Source organism: Streptomyces apocyni (genome assembly GCF_009739465.1).
GTDB classification, from domain to species: domain Bacteria; phylum Actinomycetota; class Actinomycetes; order Streptomycetales; family Streptomycetaceae; genus Streptomyces; species Streptomyces apocyni.
Map to the genome: position 1 here is coordinate 153,151 of NZ_WHOM01000055.1, position 20,445 is coordinate 173,595.

General features: G+C 71.0%; 13 protein-coding genes and 1 pseudogene. 9 read left to right on the forward strand and 5 right to left on the reverse strand.

The window, feature by feature from the left end:
- The first annotated feature begins 10 nt into the window (after positions 1-10).
- The 4 genes from GCN81_RS15595 (at position 11) to GCN81_RS15610 (ending at position 9,521) form a co-directional block, all read left to right on the forward strand.
- The gene (locus GCN81_RS15595) at positions 11-5,392 is read left to right on the forward strand and encodes a non-ribosomal peptide synthetase (RefSeq protein WP_197287658.1); all 5,382 of its coding nucleotides are present in this window, start codon (positions 11-13) and stop codon (positions 5,390-5,392) included.
- A gap of 373 nt (positions 5,393-5,765) precedes the next feature.
- Positions 5,766-6,878: a SagB family peptide dehydrogenase gene (locus tag GCN81_RS15600; RefSeq protein WP_156725209.1), complete on the forward strand. Its 1,113-nt coding sequence runs from the start codon at positions 5,766-5,768 to the stop codon at positions 6,876-6,878.
- Positions 6,875-7,774: an alanine racemase gene (locus tag GCN81_RS15605; RefSeq protein ID WP_197287659.1), complete on the forward strand. Its 900-nt coding sequence runs from the start codon at positions 6,875-6,877 to the stop codon at positions 7,772-7,774. The genes GCN81_RS15600 and GCN81_RS15605 overlap by 4 nt, the downstream gene beginning before the upstream one ends.
- A gap of 499 nt (positions 7,775-8,273) precedes the next feature.
- Positions 8,274-9,521 (forward strand): MFS transporter, encoded by a 1,248-nt coding sequence (locus GCN81_RS15610; RefSeq protein ID WP_156725211.1) that lies wholly within the window; start codon positions 8,274-8,276, stop codon positions 9,519-9,521.
- Between the two features lie 8 nt (positions 9,522-9,529).
- Here the strand turns inward: GCN81_RS15610 and GCN81_RS15615 are convergent, their stop codons facing one another.
- The gene (locus GCN81_RS15615; RefSeq protein ID WP_231626744.1) at positions 9,530-9,913 is read right to left on the reverse strand and encodes an ACT domain-containing protein; all 384 of its coding nucleotides are present in this window, start codon (positions 9,911-9,913) and stop codon (positions 9,530-9,532) included.
- A 256-nt stretch (positions 9,914-10,169) separates the two neighbouring features.
- On the opposite strand from GCN81_RS15615, the gene GCN81_RS15620 reads away from it, so the two are divergent.
- The 4 genes and pseudogenes from GCN81_RS15620 (at position 10,170) to GCN81_RS32745 (ending at position 12,406) form a co-directional block, all read left to right on the forward strand.
- Entirely contained in the window at positions 10,170-10,337 is a 168-nt protein-coding gene (locus GCN81_RS15620; RefSeq protein ID WP_156725213.1) for a Tc toxin subunit A-related protein, read from the forward strand.
- Positions 10,334-10,471 (forward strand): annotated as a pseudogene (locus tag GCN81_RS15625) (mycothiol transferase); the annotation flags it as partial. The gene GCN81_RS15620 and the pseudogene GCN81_RS15625, both read left to right, overlap by 4 nt.
- 744 nt (positions 10,472-11,215) lie before the next feature.
- Positions 11,216-11,659 (forward strand): peptidoglycan-binding domain-containing protein, encoded by a 444-nt coding sequence (locus tag GCN81_RS15630; RefSeq protein ID WP_156725214.1) that lies wholly within the window; start codon positions 11,216-11,218, stop codon positions 11,657-11,659.
- A gap of 615 nt (positions 11,660-12,274) precedes the next feature.
- Positions 12,275-12,406, forward strand: a complete 132-nt coding sequence (locus tag GCN81_RS32745) for a hypothetical protein (RefSeq protein WP_267904590.1) — start codon at positions 12,275-12,277, stop codon at positions 12,404-12,406.
- A gap of 459 nt (positions 12,407-12,865) precedes the next feature.
- Here GCN81_RS32745 and exaC read toward each other — a convergent pair whose 3' ends face one another.
- The 4 genes from exaC to xylB form a co-directional block, all read right to left on the reverse strand.
- Complete coding sequence (gene exaC, locus GCN81_RS15645; RefSeq protein WP_156725215.1) at positions 12,866-14,389, reverse strand: acetaldehyde dehydrogenase ExaC; 1,524 nt, start codon at positions 14,387-14,389, stop codon at positions 12,866-12,868.
- Between the two features lie 53 nt (positions 14,390-14,442).
- Positions 14,443-15,729 carry a GAF domain-containing protein gene (locus tag GCN81_RS15650; protein WP_156725216.1) on the reverse strand — a complete coding sequence of 429 codons (1,287 nt, stop codon included), beginning with the start codon at positions 15,727-15,729 and terminating at the stop codon, positions 14,443-14,445.
- Positions 15,730-15,883: 154 nt separating this feature from the next.
- Complete coding sequence (locus tag GCN81_RS15655; RefSeq protein ID WP_156725217.1) at positions 15,884-17,224, reverse strand: ROK family transcriptional regulator; 1,341 nt, start codon at positions 17,222-17,224, stop codon at positions 15,884-15,886.
- Positions 17,225-17,285: 61 nt separating this feature from the next.
- Positions 17,286-18,767 carry a xylulokinase gene (xylB, locus tag GCN81_RS15660; protein ID WP_156725218.1) on the reverse strand — a complete coding sequence of 494 codons (1,482 nt, stop codon included), beginning with the start codon at positions 18,765-18,767 and terminating at the stop codon, positions 17,286-17,288.
- A 109-nt stretch (positions 18,768-18,876) separates the two neighbouring features.
- Here xylB and xylA point away from each other — a divergent pair, with 109 nt between their 5' ends.
- Positions 18,877-20,043 (forward strand): xylose isomerase, encoded by a 1,167-nt coding sequence (gene xylA / locus GCN81_RS15665; RefSeq protein WP_156725219.1) that lies wholly within the window; start codon positions 18,877-18,879, stop codon positions 20,041-20,043.
- Positions 20,044-20,445 lie beyond the last annotated feature (402 nt).

Genomic DNA, 20,445 nt, shown 5'->3' on the forward strand with positions numbered 1-20,445 from the left:
GGGGTTGCACGTGTTCACTGACCTTCCCTCAGCGGTGCGCGAGCACGCTGCCGCGCAGGGCACGAAGCTCGCCCTGACGTTCCTGCCCGGTCCGTTGGCGCCGGCCCGGACGGACCTGACCTTCGCCGACGTCGACGTGCGCACGCGGGCGGTCGCCGGGCTGCTTCGGCAGCGCCTGAAGCCGGGCGACAGGGCCCTGCTCATCATGCCCACGGCAGCGGAGTTCGTGCCCGCCTTCCTGGGCTGTCTCGCGGCGGGCGTCATCGTCGTACCGCTGCCGGTACCGGTAGACGAGTCGTCCGTCCGGCGGGTCCTCAACGTGGCCCGGGACTGCGGGCCCGCGGTGGTGCTCTCGCTGTCGCCGTTGCGCGAGCACCTGGCGCAGATTCCCGGCCTTGCGGAGCTGGGCGGCTCCATCCCCTGGATCGACGTGGACCTGGTCGAGGCCATGGGCGACGGCGTACCAGACGAACCGCTGAGCCCGGAGAGCGTGGCCTTCCTCCAGTACACCTCCGGGTCCACGAAGGCACCGCGCGGTGTGATGGTCACGCACGGAGCCCTCATGCACAACGAGACGGCCATCCGCCGCAGCTTCCGCGTCACGCCCGAGGACACGGTGGTCAGCTGGCTGCCGCTGCACCACGACATGGGGCTCATCGGTGCGCTGCTGCAACCTCTGTGCACCGGAGCCCGCTCCGTCATCCTGGACCCGCTGGCCTTCCTGCGGCGCCCGGCCGTCTGGCTGGAGACGATCTCAGAGGAGCGCGCCGGAATCAGCGGCGGCCCGAACTTCGCCTACGACCTGTGCCTGCGCAAGGTCACCGACGAGGACAAGGCACGACTCGACCTCAGCTGCTGGAAGTTGGCCTTCAACGGCGCCGCGCCCGTCGCACCCCGCACCCTGCGGGCCTTCGCCGAGGCGTACGCGGAGGTCGGCTTCCGTCCCACCACGCACACGCCCTGTTACGGCCTGGCCGAGGCCACGCTCCTTGTGGCGAGCACCGATGCCGTCGCGGAGTGCGAGAGCCGGACGTACGAGGTGTCCGGCCTGGAGCAGGGCCACGCCACCGAGTCGGCGGACACGAGCGGAACCGGGGACGACGGGCGCGAGTTGATCGCCTACGGACTCCTGGACCACGCGGCCGTACGGATCGTGGACCCGACCACCCGCACACCGCTCCCCGACGGGCATATCGGTGAGATCTGGGTGGCCAGCGAGAGCAACGGCGCTGGCTACTGGGGCGACGCGGAGGCGTCCGACGCCACGTTCCGCGCCGAGCTGGCCGACGCGGCCGATCCGGACCGGGGGGCCTATGTACGCACCGGCGACCTGGGCTTCCTGTACGAGGGCTCCCTGCAGGTGACGGGCCGGATGAAGGACCTGGTGATCTACCGGGGCCGCAACCTCCACCCCGAGGACCTGGAGATCGACATCGCCGCCGCCGACCCTGCCTTCCGGCCCGGCTGTGGGGCGGTCTTCGCGTTGCCCGCCGACGCCGTGGGCGATGAGGCGCTCGTCGTGTGCCAGGAGGTCCGGGCGGGTACGCCCGCCGAGGACCACCCGGAACTGGCAGGCCGCATCCGGCAGGTGCTCTCGCGCGAGTACGGGGTGACAGTCCGCACCGTGGCGCTGCTGCCGCACGGAGCGATCGCCAAGACCTCCAGCGGCAAGGTTCAACGCCACCTGGCACGGCAGCGGTTCCTCGCGCGGGAGCTGCCCGTCCTGTGGTCGCAGACGGCCACGGGGACCGACGCCCGCGCTCCGGGCGGTGGGCTGCCCGGTGCCCGTGCCGTCCTGGCGGCGCCCGAGGCGGAGCGGCCCGCGCTGCTCACCCACGCGCTGTGCGCGCGGCTCGGCGAACTGACCGGACTCCAGGTGGATCCTGGCATGGCCCCCACGTTCCTGGGCGTGGACTCGCTCACGGCGATGCGCATCCTGCAGGAGATCGAGGACGTCCTCGGCGTACGGCTGCGGCCGAGCCTGGTGCTTCGCGCCGAATCGGTCACCGCTCTGGCCCAGGCCGCACTCGCGGAGGCCGGGCGGGCCGGAGAGCAGCCCGCCGGCGCCGTCCCCACCGGATCGGCACTGGCCGAGGAGGGGGCGGGGCCGGACGGCGGAACCGGCGACTACGAGCTCAACCACGCCCAGCGGGCGCTGTGGTTCCTCCAGCGCAGCACCCCCGGTTCGTACGCCTACAACGTCACGCGTGCCTTCCGGCTCACCGGCGACCTCGACACGGAGCGGTTGACCAGCGCGCTGCGCTCGGTGGTCCACCGCAACCCGGCCCTGCGGCTCACACTCCGCTCGGCCGGGGGCGTCCCCGAGGCGTCCGTGGCGCGGGGCCGGGACCTGCGCGTGGAGCGGGTCGACGCGAGAGGATGGGGCGAACAGCGGGTCCGGGACTGGGCCCACGAACTGGCCGCCCGCCCCTTTGACCTGGAGCACGACGCGCTGGTGCGGGCCGCGGTGCTGCGCCGGGACGAGGGCGCCGTCCTGGTGCTCTCGCTGCACCACGTCGTCTGCGACCTCACCTCCCTGACCATCATCCTTGACCAGTTGAAGGAGGCGTACGACAGCCGCGCGGACTGGCCCGAGGCTGAGCCCGCCCGGCCCTCGCCCGCCGCCCTGGAGGAGGCCGTACTCCGCTCACGCGGTGCGGAGCTGCTCGCCTTCTGGAAGGAGCAGCTGACCGGTGAGCTGCCCGTCCTCGAGCTTCCCGGCAGCACCTCGCGACGCGGCCTGGAAGGCGCCACCGTCTCGTTCGAGGGTTCACCCGAACTCCTGGACCGGCTACGCCGGTTGAGCCGGAGTTCCGGCACCACGCTGCACAACCTGCTGCTCGCGTCGTTCCAGGTGCTGCTGCACAGGGTCACCGGCCAGCCGGATCTGGTGGTCGGCGTCCCGGTGAACAACCGGACCCGGACGGCGCTGGTGGATCAGGTCGGCTATCTGGTGAACGTGCTGCCGGTCCGCTCCGGCTTCGCCACCGGCACACCCCTCGTGGAGTTCGCCGCCCAGACGCATCACAGGATGCTGGACGCCCTCGATCACCAGGACATGCCGTTCCCCGTACTGACGCGGCACCTCAACCCGGACCGCGCCGGGGGCGCCCCGCCGGTCTTCCAGGCGATGTTCAGCCACTACACCACCACGCTGCCCGGCGATGGCGCCGCCGCCGGGGTCGTCCTGGGTGATCCCGCCGCGGTGCTCGGCCTCGACGGTGCCACGGTGCGGGCACAAGCCGTGCCGGACCGCACGACCCAGTCCGACATCGGACTCAACGTGGCCGAGTTCGCGGACTCCCTCCTCTTCGGACTGTCCTACGACACGACGCTGCTGCCCCGTGCGCAGGCCGTGCGCCTCCTCGACGCGTACCAGGCGCTGCTCACCGCCGCCGTGGCGGAACCGGGCGTGGACGTGGCACTGCTGCCGCTGGTCGACGCGGAGGGGACCAAGGACCTCCTCGCTATGTCGTCCGGTCCCTCGGTCCCGCGAGCCGAGCACTACATCGCGACGATCGAGCGTCAGGTCGCCCGGACTCCGGAGGCCGAGGCGGTGGACGACGGCACCGAGCGGCTCACCTACGCCGAACTGGACGGCCGGGCCAACCATGTCGCGCGGCGGCTACGGGCGGCCGGGGCGGGCCCCGAGACCAACGTCGTGCTGTGCGCCGAGCGCTCGGCCTCCTTCCTCGCGGTGCTGCTCGGCATCCACAAGGCCGGTGCCTGCTACGTGCCGATCGGCACCCGGGAGGCGCCGCGCCGGATCGTGGACATGCTGCGGACTCTGCGTGCCGTCGCGGTCGTCGCGGACACCAAGGGCCAGTCCCTGATGGAGCGGGTGGCGCAGGCCGCGGACGAGACACCGGTCCCGCCCGTGCTCGACCTCGTCACCGTGTGCGACGGGTGGGCCGCGTCGGACCCGGGGGCCCTGGTCCGGCCGGCCTCCGCCGCGTACATCATCCACACTTCAGGCTCCACCGGCGTACCGAAGGCCGCGACCGTCACCGCTGCGGGCCTGACCAACCATCTGTGGCAGATGCTCGAGCACTTCGACGTCACGGCACAGGACTGCGTGGGCCAGACCGCGCCCGCGACGTTCGACATCTCGCTGTGGCAGTTCCTCGCGCCGCTGATGGTGGGCGGCCGGCTCCGGGTGGTGGACGACCGGCACGCACTGTCCCCGGCCCGGCTGCGGGAGGCCGTCGCCGAGAGCAGGACGACCCTCATGGAGGTCGTCCCCGCCGTGGTGGCCGCCCTCCTCGAGGCGGGCATCGGGGACGCCCCGCACGCGCTGCGCACGATGATCTCCGGTGGTGAGGCGCTGAGTTGGGAGACCGCCGACCGGTGGCTCGCCGCCTGCCCGGACGTGCCGCTGTATAACGCCTACGGGCCCACCGAATGCGCCGACGACGTCAGCATCTACCGCGTCACCGCCGAATCGGACCGCTCCCGCCCGGTGCTGATTGGCGCGCCGCTGGCCAACATGACCGCCTACATTCTCGACGACGGGCTCCAGATGGTGCCCCAGGGCATGACTGGCGCTCTATGGGTCGGCGGGACCGGGGTCGGACGCGGCTACCTGGGCAACCCGGCCCGTACCGCGGAATCCTTCGTGCCCGACCCCTACGGCCCGCCGGGCGCCCGGCTCTATCGCACGGGCGACCTGGCCCGGTACACGGCCGATGGCGATCTGGAGTACCTGGGCCGGGTGGACCGGCAGGTGAAGCTGCGCGGACTGCGGATCGAGCCCGGAGAGGTGGAGGCCGCCCTGCGTGAGGTGGACGGAGTGCGGGAGGCGGTGGTCAAGGTACACGACACCGCGCAGGGCATGTCGCTTGTCGCCCATCTGCTGCTGTCCGGCACCGATGAGCCGGGACCTCTCACGCCCGCCGAACACGACGCCTTCCGAAGGGAGTTGGTCAGCCGCCTGCCCCGGCACATGATCCCGACCGTGCTCCAGCGGATCGCCACCGTACCCAGGTTCGGCAACGGTAAGATCGACTATGGGGCGCTGGAGTACCGGCCGGCCGCGAGCACGGACCGGCCCGGCGAACGGGAACCCGCCGGACGGGAACCCGCCGGGTCGGAACCAACGGACCCGATCGCCCTCGCGGTGCGGGCGATCTGGGCGGATCTGCTAGAGGGCACGCAGCCGGCTCTCCAGGACAATTTCTTCCTCCTCGGCGGCCATTCCCTGCTCGCTCTGCGAATGATCGACAAAGTGGGACAGGAAATGTCCGTGGAGCTCGAGATCGACTCTGTGTTTGAATGCCCCACGCTCGGTGAATTCATCGAAGCGGTGCGTCATGCGAAACCGAGATCTCAAACGATGACGCCACTCAGGAGAATCCCGAGGGAGCCGGTGCGGAAGCGTGAGAAGCCCACCTGACGAAGCGGACTTCGAAGCCGTAACCATCTTTGTTTATTCTGCTCTAGCTGGGCTTATGCGCCTTCGGCTGCCCGGAAATAGGGCCGTGGAAAATTCTTGGAAATGTGCGGGATTGTTTCTCCTGAACGGTTGAGTTGATCGAGGGTCATGTGATTTTCTGGGGTCGAGCATTCCGATCGCGTAGTTCGCTGCGCATTCCTGAAGGAGTGAATATGCAGAACAATGAGATGCAGGACGCATTCGAGGTTCTCCTCGACGACGAGTATGAGACACCGCAGTTCTGCAAGATGCCGGTCTGCGCTGCCTGAGTCTGACGAAGAACCGGGCCCGCCACTCCGCGGGGTGGCGGGCCCCCTTTCCCGGGGGGAGTCCGATGCGGGTACGTGTCACGCGTCTGGCCGTCTTCACCAGCCGGAACGGACAGCTCGTCTGCGATGTCCCGGCCCGCCACCGGCAGTTCGGGCTGCGTCCCGCGGCCTGGCTGCTGCTGACGCACTACACGCGCTGGGCGGAGCCGCGGGACGAGGACGCAGCCCTGGTCAAGCAGCTCCTGGACGCGGGGGTGCTGATCGCGGAAGGCTCGGCTGAGCACCGCCAGGAGGAGGAGATGGGCCCCTGGCGCTCCTGGGGCACCGCCGCCACCTACTTCCACCTCGCTACCCGCACGCTCGACGGCGAGCACTTCGTCACGGCCGTCGACGACACGTCACGGCTGCGGCAGAAAGCCGAACAGGAGCCGGAGCCCGACCCGTTCAAGCGGTACGGCACACACTCCCTCGCGCTGCCCACCCCTATGGAGCTGACGCCCGCGCTGGACCGGACGCTACGCGAACGCCGCACCATCCGCCGGTTCGACGATACCGCGCCGGTCACCTTGGAGCAGCTGAGCACAGCGCTGCACTGGACCGGAGGCGTCCAGCACCGCTTCGACATACCCGGCTTCGGCGAGGCGGTGCTCAAGGCCAGCCCGTCCGGCGGCTCCCGGCACCCCGTCGAGATCTACCCCGTGGTGCGCAACGTCGGGGGTCTGGCCCCGGGCCTCTACCACTACGCCGCCGACGCCCATGCCCTGGAGGCGCTGCCCGGCGCGGCGCCCGATACCGAGACCCTGCTGCACTGGTTCGGCGACCAGACGTTCGTGGCCCGGGCCGGTGTGCTGTTCCTCTACACGGCGATGCTGGAGCGGTCCGCCTGGAAGTACCCGACAGGGCGCACCTATCGAGCGATCTATGCCGACCTCGGCCATGTGAGCCAGACCGCCTACCTCACCGGGACCGCGCTCGGGCTCGGGGTGTTTTTCACCGCGGCGATGCGTGACGAGCCCATCGAGGAGGTCTTCGGGCTCGACTGGCGGACCGAGATCCCGCTGGGCATCAACGGCTTTGGAGTGCCCCATCCCCAGGAGGCGGCCCGCCTGCGGGAGATGGCAGCGGGCGGACCACCAGGCTTCTCGTACCCTCACGACGAGTGGGACGGCCTCGGGTGAACGGGGCAGGGGAGGCGCGGGTCCATGCGGACACGACCCAGATCGCCGCCAACATCGCAGCTTTCCACGCGCGGTCCGCGGCTCCCGTACGCGCCCACGTCAAAGGCCACCGCACGCTGGAGATCGCCCGTATGCAGCGGGCGGCGGGGTCCTGCGGCATCGCCGTGACCCGGCCCGCAGTGGCCCGGCACTACGTCTCCGACGGGTTCACCGACCTCGTCGCCGCCTGGCCGTGGCGCGATCCGCAGATCTTGGAGCAGTTCGCCGAACTCGCCGCCGACTGCACGCTGTCCGTGCACCTGGACGACGTGGCAGCGGTGGACAGCCTCGACGCCGCGGCCCGCCGCTACGGCACCCGGGCCGCCGTCCGTGTGCAGATCGACGGCGGCATCGATGTCGCAAGGATCGCTTGGGCCGTGGACCGGGCCCGCAACCTCACCCTGGAGGGAATCGTCGGCTACCTCGACATCGAGACGACCGAGCAGGCGACGCACCGTCAGGAACTGGCCCTGGCCCTGGCCGCCTCGATGGTGGAGACGGCGGACCGCCTGCGCGCCGCCGGGCATCCGTGCCGCACCGTCGCGCTCGGCGGCACCCCCTGCGTCGACGCCGTGGTGCCCGGCATCACCGAACTGGGAGCGGGTGCCTATCCGTTGGGTGACGCCGGGCTCGTCGCGCTGGGCGTACTGACCGACAACGACATCGCCGTACGGATCGAACCCGGCGGCGAACCCCTGATGGCCGAGTGCGGACAGCCGTGGCACCCGGACCCCTGGGTGCGACGGCTGGACGGCGCACTGGTCCCGACCCACATCTGTCCGCTGCTCCTCAACGTGAGCGAACTCCACACCGACGCGGGGGAGCGCTGGCCCGTCGTCGCTCCGGTCACCGCATGAGTCTCCTGAGTCAACCTCTGTGCCGCCAGGGGCGTGCCGGTGGCGGTCTTGATCTTCCCGTTGGCCTGCTGGATTTCCGAGCGGTACCAGACTCCGTTGCGCCAGCGGATCCAGATCACGCGCAGCCATGCGCGGGCGACAGCACCGGTCTCGACGATGAACTGCTCGCGGGATGCGGCTCGTTCGAGGACCGGGCCGATCTCGCCGATGACCTGACCGAGGCCGACCTGACCGACGCGGGGCATGCGGCCCGGCGGCTGCGCGTACGGGTGGTCCGCGGGCGCGGTCCTGAACGCCGTGTTCCGCTCCCGGATGGCGGCGAGCAGGGCACGGACCGTCTGGACCTGGACACGGGTCATGCCCACGGTCACGCCGTGGGCCGGCACGTCCGACGGAACTCATACTGGCCGACGAGCGGCTCGCGACCTTGGCCGTGCACCCGCTGGGACCGCGAGGACACCACCCTCCCGACGGCTGAACGAGAGAGGGTTCGCGTCTGATGAGCAAGCTCGATGTCCTGCGGGTACGGGACTTCCGCCTGTTCTTCCTCGGCAGCCTCACCTCCGTCGTCGGGGACTTCATGGCGCCCGTCGCGCTGGCCTTCGCCGTGCTCGACATCGGGGGCGCCGAGGACCTGGGGCTCGTACTTGCCGCCCGGGTCCTGCCGTTGGTGGCGTTCATGCTGCTCGGCGGGGTGCTGGCGGACCGATTGCCGCGTCGCTTGGTGATGGTCTGGTCCGATCTGGTACGCGGCGCGGGGCAGGGATTGCTCGCCGTCCTGCTGCTCACCGGTACGGCGGACATCTGGCACCTGGTCGCCCTGCAGGTCGTGCATGGCACGGCCTCGGCGCTGTTCATGCCCACCATCAGCGGTCTCGTCCGACAGACGGCGCCCGCCGATCGGCTGCAGGAAGCCAACTCACTGTGCAGTCTGGCGCGGGCCGGGGGGAACGTGGCGGGTCCGGCGCTGGCCGGCGTGCTCGTCGCCACGGTGGGCTCCGGCTGGGCCATCGCCGTTGACGCCGCGACCTTCGCCGTCAGCGCGTACTTCCTGTGGCTGCTGCCCAAGAGCGTGATGCCGCCCAAGCTCACCGTGCACTCGATGCTGACTGACCTGCGCGAGGGCTGGCGTGAGTTCACAGGACGGCGCTGGATCTGGGCCATCGTCGGCGCCGCGTCCCTGGCCAACGCCCTCCAGGCCGCCTACTCGGTCCTGGGCCCCGTGATGGCGGACAAACGGCTGGGCGGCGCCACCGCGTGGGGAGTCATCGTCTCCTGCTACGGCGTGGGTGCTTGCGTGGGCGGACTGGCCACGCTCTGGCTGAGGGCTCGATTCCCGCTTCGTACCGCCCTCTACGCCGACCTCCTGTGCTCTTTGCCGATCCTGGCCCTCGCGCTGCAACTGGCCACGCCGTCCCTGGCGGTGGCCGCCTGCCTCGGCGGATTCGGGCTGATGGTCTTCAACACGCTCTGGGAGACCACACTGCAGAGCAACGTGCCCGGCGACCGCCTCTCCCGGATCAGCGCATACGAATGGCTGGGCTCCATGGCCTGCCAGCCGCTGGGCATGGTGCTGGTCCCCATCGTCGCGACGCGCGCTGGCCCCGAGCCGGTGCTGTACGCATGCGGATTGGCCATGTTGGGTATGTCGGTCTCGCTGCTGCTTCTGCCGGACATTCGCCGCCTCCCCGCTACGAAGCCCGCCCATGAGAGGGGCCATGACGTGGCCGAGGAGACGGCGAGCTGAGGAGCCCGTCACGTGCCGCCGACGACCTCGTGCCTGGCCGCTTCCAGAGCCCGCGCCGCCTCCCCGAGCCGAGCCACCGGCACGAGCACCAAGTCGCTGGAGAAGGTGGAGGCCACGAATACCGGTACCCCGGCGCGCGCGAGCGGCTCCAGGAGCGCCGCGAGCATTCCCGGCTCGTCCAGCTCATGGGCGTTCTCGCCGTACAGCGCGGCCCACTGCTCGATGTCGCCCGACGGGTCCGGCGCCTCCCGGATCACCGTGAGACCCTCGGGGCCCCGTATCAGCGCCCACCACGCCTGCGCCGGGACGGACCCGACGTCTCCCTCCGGAAGCAACTCCACCGTCAGCCGAGTGGACAGCACCCGCAGGCGCTGCCGATGACCTGTACCCAACTCCGCCCCCCTCGTCGTCGGCCCCGGCCATCCTGGCATCCGGGCATCCTCCAGGGCGACACGCTCGCTGATCAGATTTGCGGGTAAGGCGGCTTCCACTCACCTGGCTCCAAAGCTCCCGGCGGTCGGTGGGCGCAAGCCCGAGATTCCGGGGCCCCGGCGTGCACATCGGCGCCTGAGTGGCTCTCCCGCTCAGACGCGCTCGTTCCGGTCGACTGGAGGCGCCTGACGGGGGGAAAGCCCAGGCCAGGCGCCTTTGCTCGGTCAGAACGACAGCGGGGTGTTCGCGCTCGACTTCCACGAGGACAGCTACCTGTCCTTCGAGCGCGCAGGCGCGATCTCCCGATGGCGGCTCGAACTATCAGCGGACCACGTACGGGATCCTGAGACGACGAGCAGCCCATGGCAGGCTCACGCCGCATGATCGATGAATTCGCTGAAGATTACCTGCACGGGAGACTGCGGCGGGACCGCGAGGCGCTGCTCTGGAAACTCGACGGCTTGTCCGCATACGACGCCCGCCGACCTTTGACAGTGACCGGGACCAACCTCCTCGGTCGAAGCGTCTGGTTCCTGATGAACTCTGGGAGCTGGCCGCCGCCAGTACGCCGTATCCCGCCTGCCCTCCAGCGCGGCGAGCAGGACGTCTTCGGACATCTGCAGGGCTGGGGCGCAGCGCAGGAGCCGGGAGGGCGTGACGAGGGGCGCCAGCGAGCCAGGCGGTGACCACTGGCTTGGGGAGGATGGTTCCTTGGCGACTGGGCGCTGCTCATGCCGAGGTGGCAGGTGTGGTGGCGCAGTAGACCAGCTGTGGTGAGGTTCCGGGCCAGTTCACCCAGGCGAGCGGGCAGCACGTCGTGGAGCGGGTGGTCCAGGGGCCGGGTGGGCGGGCTGCCTCGCAGGACGTCCATGGCGGTGTGCCCGTAGTTGGCCAGGATGTACTTGGCGCAGTCTTCGAAGAGAGCGACAGCCCACTCGCGTGCCTCCCGCCCGGTTCACTGGTCGCAGTCGGCCCCTTGTCCTGGCCCTCTCGGCCTCGGCGGCAGCCTCCTCCAAGGCGGTGAGGACGTTCTCGTCCACGTGCATCCCGGCAGCGTCGTGATGGGCCCGGGCCGTAGCGGAACGGCTGTTGCGGCCGTCCCACCGTTTCCCGCCGGGGTCGAAGTCTCCGCAGGTCAGTGCCTGGGACGTCCCGCTCGCACGTCACTTGGGCGGCGACTATGGCGGTCTGTGGCCCGCCGTCCGCAGACTGATCGCCGAGCCGCCCGCAGCGGGCGGCTCCCGCCATCGGAAGGGATACGCATGCGAGCCATGACGAGGACCCTCGTCAGTGTCACAACCGCCGTCGGGATCGCCGCCGGAAGCCTGGTCGCCGCAGGTGCCAGCTTCGCGGCGACCCCGGACACGAAGGCGGTGGCGAGCGCGGAGGCATTCGCCCCACTCGCCGTGGTCAACCTCGGTCTGACCACGAGTGAAGCCAAGAGTCTTCAGTACAAGTACCTGAGGCACTGGGGCTACACCGGCGCGATCGACGGGCAACTCGGCCCCAACAGCTGGAAGGCGATGCAGTACTTCCTCAGGAAGCACTGGGGCTACAGCGGTTCGATCGACGGAATCGTTGGCACCGGCACGGTGAAGGCGTTGCAGCGCTACCTGAAGCAGTGGCACAACTACACCGGCGCGATTGATGGAGTCGCCGGTTCGGGTACCACGGCGGCGTTCAAGCGGATGGCCAACGTGACCTGAGAGGGCGTTTGATCTAGCCGAATCACCCTTACATTCTAGTAAGTTCCTCGCCAGGCTGATGTGGTCTCGTCCGCTATGCGCTTGGCGAGGTCAGCCGTCCCCGCCGAGGCGCCTTCCTTCCTCCAGCCGGTTGCTAACGGTCCAGTGACCGAGCATTCGCTGGATGCGACGAGATCGACTCCACGTTCGTAGTTGTGCGGCCCGCATGCTCTTCGCAGAGCATGCGGGCTGAACCGCTCGGATGCCGGACGTCCTTCGAGTTCCATCAGATATCGGAGACGGCTGTGGATGGTCCCGCGGTGCAGGCTGCAGCCGGATTCGTCGGCGAAGAGCACAGACGAGTCGGGGAACTTGGGCCGCACGTCCTCGGACGTGTGGGCTCCCTTGCCGAAGCGGACGTGGAGCGTCCGCTCCAGCAGGCCGATGTCGTTGTCGTGCCACGACGAGAACCAACGAGGACCCCAGGAGCGGGATACGGCCAGGTGGTAGCGGCAACCCTTGTGAGAGAACAAGCGCCAGCCCCAGATGGCTGGACCAAGACCTTCACCGAGCCCGGCTCTGCGCAGCCATCGCGGGCAGCGGCAGTGTCAGTGAGGGCCGTTAGGGTCACATTCCATGAGTGATCAACAGCGCGAGGTGGTCGTCCGTTCGGCTGAGTCCGCGGACGTGGATGGTCTGGTGGAATGCAGCCGGGCCCTGTTCGTCGAGGACGCAGGTGACCGTGATCCAAGCATCAACCTTGACTGACCCCACGAGCACGGACTGGAGCGTTTCAGGGCCGGGATCGACGATCCGGAACGGTCTCCAGGTGGTGCCAGCGCGGGCCGCCCTGCTGGGGCCAGTTCACACCACCCAGGCCAGCACGGCGTGGGCGCGCAAGTACAAGTACGTCCTCACTCGCACGGAACTCGCCTCGGGGCTGGCCAACCGGCTTCCGCCACTTCGCCAAGTTCCTGGACGGCGTCCGGAGGCAGGCCAACTGCCTCATCGAGCAGTCCACGCGGGAGTGGGACCGCGTCAGCCAGGGCACGGCGCCTGAGCGGCGTCGGGGTTTTGGTCCGCCACTGGTCCGGAACGGCTGGTCAGGAGCGGGATAGCGGTGGGAGAAGTGGGGAGTTGCGGCGTGAATCGAGCCTGGATCTGCATAGGTCGAGTGGACGGCGCCTGACGGGTAAAAGCCCAGGTCAGGCGCCTTTCTTCGGGCTCTTAGAAGAAGCCGAGCTTCTTTGGTGAGTACGAGACCAGGAGGTTCTTGGTCTGTTGGTAGTGGTCCAGCATCATCTTGTGGTTCTCGCGGCCGATGCCGGACTGCTTGTAGCCGCCGAAGGCCGCGTGGGCCGGGTAGGCGTGGTAGCAGTTGGTCCAGACGCGGCCCGCCTGGAGGGAACGGCCCGCCCGGTACGCGGTGTTGATGTCGCGTGTCCAGACACCGGCGCCCAGGCCGTACAGGGTGTCGTTGGCGATGGTGATGGCGTCGTCGAAGTCGTTGAACGACGTCACCGAGACGACCGGGCCGAAGATCTCCTCCTGGAAGATCCGCATCCGGTTGTTGCCCTCGAAGATCGTGGGCTGGACGTAGTAGCCGCCCGCCAGCTCGCCGTCGTACTCGACGCGCTGGCCGCCGGTGAGGACCTTGGCGCCCTCGCGCTGGCCGATGTCCAGGTAGGAGAGGATCTTCTCCAACTGGTCGTTGGAGGCCTGGGCGCCGATCATCGTGTCGGTGTCCAGCGGGTGGCCCGGGGTGATCTGCTCGGTGCGGGCGATCGCCGCGTCCAGGAACTCGCTGTAGTGCCCGCGCTGGATGAGCGCACGGGAGGGGCAGGTGCACACCTCACCCTGGTTGAGGGCGAACATGGCGAAGCCTTCGAGTGCCTTGTCGCGGAAGTCGTCGTTGGCGGACCAGACGTCGTCGAAGAAGATGTTGGGGGACTTGCCGCCCAGCTCCAGCGTGACGGGTTTGATGTTCTCGGAGGCGTACTGCATGATCAGCCGCCCCGTGGTGGTCTCCCCGGTGAAGGCGACCTTCGCGACCCGAGGGCTGGAGGCCAGTGGCTTGCCCGCCTCGGCGCCAAAGCCGTTGACGATGTTGACCACGCCCGGCGGCAGCAGGTCGGTGACCAGGCTCAGCCAGACGTGTACCGAGGCCGGGGTCTGCTCGGCGGGCTTGAGGACGACCGCATTCCCCGCGGCGAGGGCGGGGGCCAGCTTCCAGGCCGCCATCAGGAGGGGGAAGTTCCAGGGGATGATCTGCGCGACCACGCCGAGCGGCTCGTGGAAGTGGTACGCGACGGTGTCGTCGTCGAGCGCGCCGAGCGTCCCCTCCTGGGCGCGGATGGCGCCCGCGAAGTAGCGGAAGTGGTCGATGGCCAGGGGGATGTCGGCAGCCAGGGTCTCCCGTACCGGCTTGCCGTTCTCCCAGGCCTCGGCGACCGCGAGGAGTTCGAGGTTGGCCTCCATGCGGTCGGCGATCTTGTTGAGGGTTACGGCGCGGTCGGCGGGCGAGGTGGCGGCCCAGCCGGGGGCCGCGGCGTGTGCGGCGTCCAGGGCTCGCTCCACGTCCTCGGCGGTGCCGCGCGCGATCTCGGTGAAGGGGCGGCCGTTGACCGGGCTCGGGTTCTCAAAGTACTGGCCGCGGGCGGGAGCCACGTACTCCCCGCCGATGAAGTGGTCGTAGCGCGCGGCGTAGGAGACTAGGGCGCCTTCGGTGCCGGGTGCGGCGTATCGGGTCATCTCTGGGCCTCCCGAGGACGGCTGCCCGCCGTTGGGCAGCGCTCCCGGGGAGGCTAGGGGCGGGGAGGTTGCAACCACGTTGCGGCCGACTGCTCCTGGTCGAGGGCGCGGGTGGCGGCCTCGGCGGGCGCGCGCTCCGGTGCGCCGGGCTCGGTCGCGGCCACCAGCGCCCGCCAGATGTCGAGGTCCTCGCCACCCCAGGTACTGTGCGCCCAGTCCGCCAGCAGTTGCGGATCGCGGCGGTCGATCAGCGCGCCGCGCAGCGCCCCCGCCAGGCGCTCGCGCACCCTGGCCACCTCGGGCGCCTGTGAGCACGGCAGCAGCGGTCCGTTGTACGCGCTCATCGCGCCGGACACCGCGCCCGCGGCCAGCCGTCGCTGGACGTGGACGAAGTCCGCGTCCACCGGCGCGGTGAGCCGGTAGGGGCGGGAAGCGAGCAGTTCGGCGCCGAGCAGTATCCGCAGCCGGGACAGCTCCGCGCGCAGCGTCACGGGGGACATCGACTCGTCCTCGTACAGGCCGAGCAGGAGTTGATCGCCCGTCAGACCCTCCGGGTGACTCGCCAGCAGGACCACGATCTCGCTGTGGCGGCGGCTGAGGCGGGTCTTGCGACCGTGCGCGACGAACAGCGCCTCATTCCTGCCCAGGGCGTGCAGTTCGACGCCCGCGCCCGGTGCCCGGCCGCGGTCCAGGGCGAGTTGGGACTCGGCGGCGCGGGCCACGGCCTGGACGAAGGCCAGGCTGTGCGGGTGGGCGAGGCGGTCGCCGCCGGTGATGTCGACGGCGCCGAGCAGCCGTCCGGTGTGCGGATCGTGCAGCGGGGCCGCGGCGCAGGTCCAGGGCTGGACGGGCCTGCTGAAGTGCTCGGTCGCGAAGACCTGTACGGGGCGGTCGACGGCGACAGCGGTGCCCGGCGCGTTGGTGCCCATCGCGGATTCGGCCCAGCGCGCGCCCGGGACGAAGTTCATCCGCCCGGCGCGCGTACGGGTCCCGGTGTGACCCTCCACCCACAGCAGCCTGCCGTGCGCGTCGCACACCGCGAGGAGGTGCTCACCGTCCATCGCGAAGGTGCTCATCAACTCGCGGAACAGCGGCATCACCCGGGCGAGTGGGTGTTCGGCCCGGTAGCTGCCGAGTTCGCCGTCGACGAGCTCCACGCGCGCGGTGCCTTCCGGGCTGACCCTGGCCCGGGCCGAGCGCCGCCAGGAGGCGGCCACCACGGGGCGCACCGGTCTGGCGACCGCGCCCGACGTGGTGAAGTCCGCGTGCGCGCGGCGTAGTTGGTTCGCTCGTTCGGCGGGGTCGGTGCCGGGTTCCAGGGCCACCCATGAATCCGTCAACTGGACCTCCTGGTGCGGCTGCTGCGGGCTGCTGCGGGCGGGTGCTCCGACGCGCGCTCCGACGCGTGCCCGTGCGTGCCGGTGACTGCCTGGATGGCCATCGTGGCGTGAGCGGCGCGCGCCGACAAGGTGTGCGGTGTGCTGCCGTCCCTTTTCAGGCCGGAGGTGGCGGAGCCGACGCCGGATCGTCCAGGACGGCCTGGACCACCGCGTGCGCCGCACCGAGCAGCGGCCCGTCGGAGCCGAGCCGGGACACCGACACCGAGGCGCCCGAGGGGCGTTCCGGGTCGGCGGTACGGCGCCGCAGCTCCCGCTCCATGGCCGGAAGCAGCCAGGGCGCGAGGCGGGACAGGGCGCCGCCGAGTACCACGGTCTGCGGGTCCAGCAGATTGACCGCGCCCGAGACAGCGATGCCCAGCGCGGAACCCGCGCCGCGAAGGGCCCGGCGCACCCGGGGATCGCCGCCATCGGCGAGTGCGGCGAGCTGCCCGACGCGGCCCTCGCCCGGCGGCAGGCCCGCGGCCCGCAGTACCGCCTCGGCGCCCGCGTACTGCTCCAGGCAGCCGCGCCCGCCACACGGGCAGTCGGGGCCTTCGGGGCGTACGGGAACATGGCCCAACTCGCCCGCGAAACCGCGTGCTCCGCGGAGCAGTCGGCCGTCCACGACCACGGCGGCGCCGATGCCGATCTCGGCCGAGACGTGCAGGAAGTCCCGTGGCGCCAGATCGCCGCCTGCCGCCGCGTCGGTCGTGCCGTCTGCCGCCGCGTCGATCGCGCCGCCCGCCGCCGACTCGCTCGCCGGTTCGCTGTCGGGCGTCGGTCGCGTCGGGCTGCCGCCGAGCCAGAGTTCGGCGAGGGCCCCAAGGTTCGCCTCGTTGTCGACGTACGGCGGCAGCGCGTCGCCCAGGTGCTGGCCGAGATCGACCTGGGTCCAGCCGAGGTTGGGCGCGCGTACGACGGTCCGGGCGTCACGGCCGACGAGGCCCGGTACGGCCACGCCGAGTCCGGCGGGTCGCAGCCCCGCCGTGCGCGCGGCTTCGGTGACCTCCCGGATCAGGCGGGTGAGTTCCTTGATCACGGGCTCTGGGGGGCGGCCCCGGTTGTCGCCCGCCAGGACGGCCTTGGCTCGTACGGTGCCGTTCAAGTCCACGGCACACGCCGCGAGATGGTCCACGCCAACCTCCGCGCCGATCCCGACGGGGCCGCGCTCGCTGAGCGCCAGCGCGCTTCCGGGGCGGCCGGGTCGGCCGGGTCGGTCCACCGCGGTGGACCGCTGCCCGGGGCCGGGCTCGACCAGCAGATCCGTACGGACCAGCTCGTCCACGAGCGTGGACACGGCTGCCCGGGTGAGCCCGATACGGGATGCCACGGCGGCGCGGGACAGCGGGCCCTGGGCGGCGACGGTGCGCAGGACCAGGGAGAGGTTGCGGCGTCTGATGCCCTGCTGCGTGTGCGGGAGCTCGGAGCCCTGACGGATCGGTGGAATGGGTGGCATGGGCGGGACCCCTTGAATCGGTGGGGTCGGTGGGGTCGGAGGGACTGGCGCGTTCACGCCGTCAGTCTGCCAGTCTGCCGAGAAGCGGGCCCGAGTCGGCCAGGAGAGCCGAGATCCGCCGCAGCGCCTCCTCGTCCCGGGCCACCGGATCGAGTACGGGCCCCCGCGCGCTGCCCCACCGACGCGCGACGGCGGCCGGGTCCTCACCGGTCAGCAGGCCCGCGGCCTGCGCGGCGGCGCCGAGCGCCACCGGTTCGTCGACGTCAGGCACCTGGACGGCACGGCCGCTGAGACGGCGTACGGTCTGCTGCCAGGCCGTACCGCGCGCCCCGCCGCCGATCAGCAGCAGCGGAGCTTCGGGCCGGGCGAGGTCCGCGTCAGTGCCTTCGCGGTGGCCGTCGCCGTGGCCTTCGCCGCCGAGCACCAGGTCGAGCGCCTGGAGCAGGGCGAACACCGCACCGTCGTACGCCGCTTGCAGGAGCTGTCCGCCGCTGGTGTCGTGCCGGAGCCCGTGCAGCAGGCCCGTGGCGTTCGGCAGGTTCGGCGTCCGCTCGCCGTCCAGGAAGGGGAGCAGGGTGGCGCCGCCGCCAGGCTCCACCGCCTCGCGGTCCAGGCCGAGCAGGGCCGCGATCCGGTCGACGGCCAGCGTGCAGTTCAGGGTGCAGGCCAGCGGCAGCCAGTCGCCGCGCGCGTCGGCGAAGCCCGCGACCGTGCCGGTGGGGTCGGCGGGGCGCTGCCGCGACACCGTGTACACGGTGCCCGATGTGCCCAGGCTGAGCACGGGCGTACCGGGGCGCAGGCCGAGCCCGAGCGCGGCCGCCGCGTTGTCGCCGGTGCCCGCGGCGACCAGGGTCCCCTTGGCGAAGGGGAGTTCGGGAAGCTCCCGTACGGTCCCGGCCACCTCGCCCGGGCGCAGCACCCGGGGCAGCAGGTCCGGGTCCAGGCCCACCAGGGCGAGGATCTCCTCGTCGTACGACTCCGTGAGACCGGCCCACCAGCCCGTACCGGACGCGTCGCCCCGGTCCGTCGTCCCGTACCCGGTGAGTCGTTCGGTCAGGTAGTCGTGCGGGAGTCGGACGGCGGCGGTGGCGGCCGCCGCGTCCGGTTCGTGCGCGCGCAACCAGAGCCACTTGGCCGCGGTGAAGGCGGGCGCCGGGACGCTACCGGTCCGCTCCGCCCAGGCCTTGGCGCCGCCCAGCTCCTCGATCAGCCACGCGTTCTGCGGCGCCGGGCGCACATCGTTCCACAGCAGGGCCGGGCGGACCGGGGCGCCGTGCGCGTCGAGCGTGACCAGGCCGTGCTGCTGCCCGGCCACGGACACCGCCGCGGCCTCGCGCGCCGCGTCACCACATTGTCGTACCGCGTCGGTGAGCGCGCTCCACCACTCACGAGGATCGCTCTCCCGGCCGGGCCCGGCCGAGACCGTGTGCGGGGCCCGCCCGCTGGCGAGGACCCGGCCCGTCGCCGCGTCGACGACCAGGGCCTTGGTGGACTGCGTGGAGCTGTCCACACCGACGACGAGGGGCCCTTCGCTTGCTGCCATCGCGCTCTCCGTTCGTGGCCTTCCCTGAGATGCTCTCGGATACTAGTTTGTTAAGTGGCATGACAAAATAGCCCGGCGGTGATCAGCCGGGAAAGGGAGCGCCACTGTGATGAGGAACGAACCGACTCGTGACGACAAGTTCAGCTTTGGCCTGTGGACCGTCGGCTGGCAGGGCAGGGACCCGTTCGGCGACGCGACCCGCGCCGCGCTCGACCCCGTGGAGAGCGTGCGACGGCTCGCCGAGCTGGGCGCGTACGGCGTCACCTTCCATGACGACGACCTGATCCCGTTCGGCGCGTCGGACACCGAGCGTGAGTCGCACGTCAAGCGCTTCCGCCAGGCGCTCGACGCGACCGGTCTGAAGGTGCCGATGGCGACGACGAACCTGTTCACGCACCCCGTGTTCAAGGACGGCGCCTTCACTGCCAACGACCGTGACGTACGCCGGTACGCGCTCCGCAAGACGCTGCGCAACATCGACCTCGCCGTCGAGCTGGGAGCCGAGGTGTACGTGGCCTGGGGCGGCCGGGAGGGCGCGGAGTCCGGAGCGGCCAAGGACGTACGCGTAGCCCTGGACCGTATGAAGGAGGCCTTCGACCTGCTGGGCGAGTACGTCACGGATCAGGGCTACGACCTCCGCTTCGCGATCGAGCCCAAGCCGAACGAGCCGCGCGGCGACATCCTGCTGCCCACGGTCGGGCACGCGCTCGCCTTCATCGAACGGCTGGAGCACCCGGAGCTGTACGGGGTCAACCCGGAGGTCGGCCACGAGCAGATGGCGGGCCTGAACTTCACGCACTCCGTCGCCCAGGCCCTCTGGGCGGACAAGCTCTTCCACATTGACCTCAACGGCCAGAGCGGCATCAAGTACGACCAGGACCTGCGCTTTGGCGCGGGGGACCTGCGGTCCGCGTTCTGGCTGGTCGACCTGCTGGAGTCGGCCGGATACGCGGGCCCGCGGCACTTCGACTTCAAGCCGCCGCGCACCGAGGACATGGACGGCGTGTGGGCGTCGGCGGCGGGCTGTATGCGCAACTACCTCATCCTGCGTGACCGCGCGGCGGCCTTCCGCGCGGACCCCGAGGTCCAGGAGGCGCTGCGGGCGTCGCGGCTGGACGAGCTGTCACTGCCGACCGCGGGCGACGGGCTCGCGGGGCTGCTCGCGGACGCCTCCGCCTTCGAGTCCTTCGACGTGAACGCGGCGGCCGCGCGCGGGATGGCCTTCGAGCGGCTGGACCAGCTGGCGATGGACCATCTGCTGGGGGTACGCGGCTGACAGCCACGCGCGCGTCGCTGCCGGTACGCCTTCGTACCGGCGTCCGTCCGTCCTTCCGCCGTGCGTGCCACCAGCTGTGGTGATGGACCCCGGCTGCTGGGGACGCGGCTGACGGGCGGCGCCCGCGTCGACGCTGGTACGGGCGGTCTTGACGGCGGGGCGGTCTTGACGGCGGGGCGGAGTGACGGCGCCGGTGCGCCCGCCCCGTACCGGCGGCGTACGTCCCTTCCTTCCTTCCTCCCTCCCTCGCTCCGTCCGTCGGGTGTGCGGTCGTGCGGCCGTGCGGGCGCGGCGGGTCATTCCGGGTGATCCGCCGCGAGGTGGGAGCCGCAGCCGCCTCTGTCTGTCGCACGCCGCGCTGGGGTGCGGGCGGCCGCCCCGGCCGGGCTGCTCGCGGCCGGG

Bases quoted from the DNA above. Each gene is read 5' to 3' on its own strand.
- GCN81_RS15600 (WP_156725209.1), top strand. From the start codon at position 5,766: ATGCGGGTACGTGTCACGCGTCTGGCCGTCTTCACCAGCCGGAACGGA.
- GCN81_RS15630 (WP_156725214.1), top strand. From the start codon at position 11,216: ATGCGAGCCATGACGAGGACCCTCGTCAGTGTCACAACCGCCGTCGGG.
- GCN81_RS32745 (WP_267904590.1), top strand. From the start codon at position 12,275: ATGAGTGATCAACAGCGCGAGGTGGTCGTCCGTTCGGCTGAGTCCGCG.
- GCN81_RS15655 (WP_156725217.1), bottom strand. From the start codon at position 17,224: ATGCCACCCATTCCACCGATCCGTCAGGGCTCCGAGCTCCCGCACACG.
- xylA (WP_156725219.1), top strand. From the start codon at position 18,877: ATGAGGAACGAACCGACTCGTGACGACAAGTTCAGCTTTGGCCTGTGG.
- xylB (WP_156725218.1), bottom strand. From the start codon at position 18,767: ATGGCAGCAAGCGAAGGGCCCCTCGTCGTCGGTGTGGACAGCTCCACG.
- exaC (WP_156725215.1), bottom strand. From the start codon at position 14,389: ATGACCCGATACGCCGCACCCGGCACCGAAGGCGCCCTAGTCTCCTAC.
- GCN81_RS15610 (WP_156725211.1), top strand. From the start codon at position 8,274: ATGAGCAAGCTCGATGTCCTGCGGGTACGGGACTTCCGCCTGTTCTTC.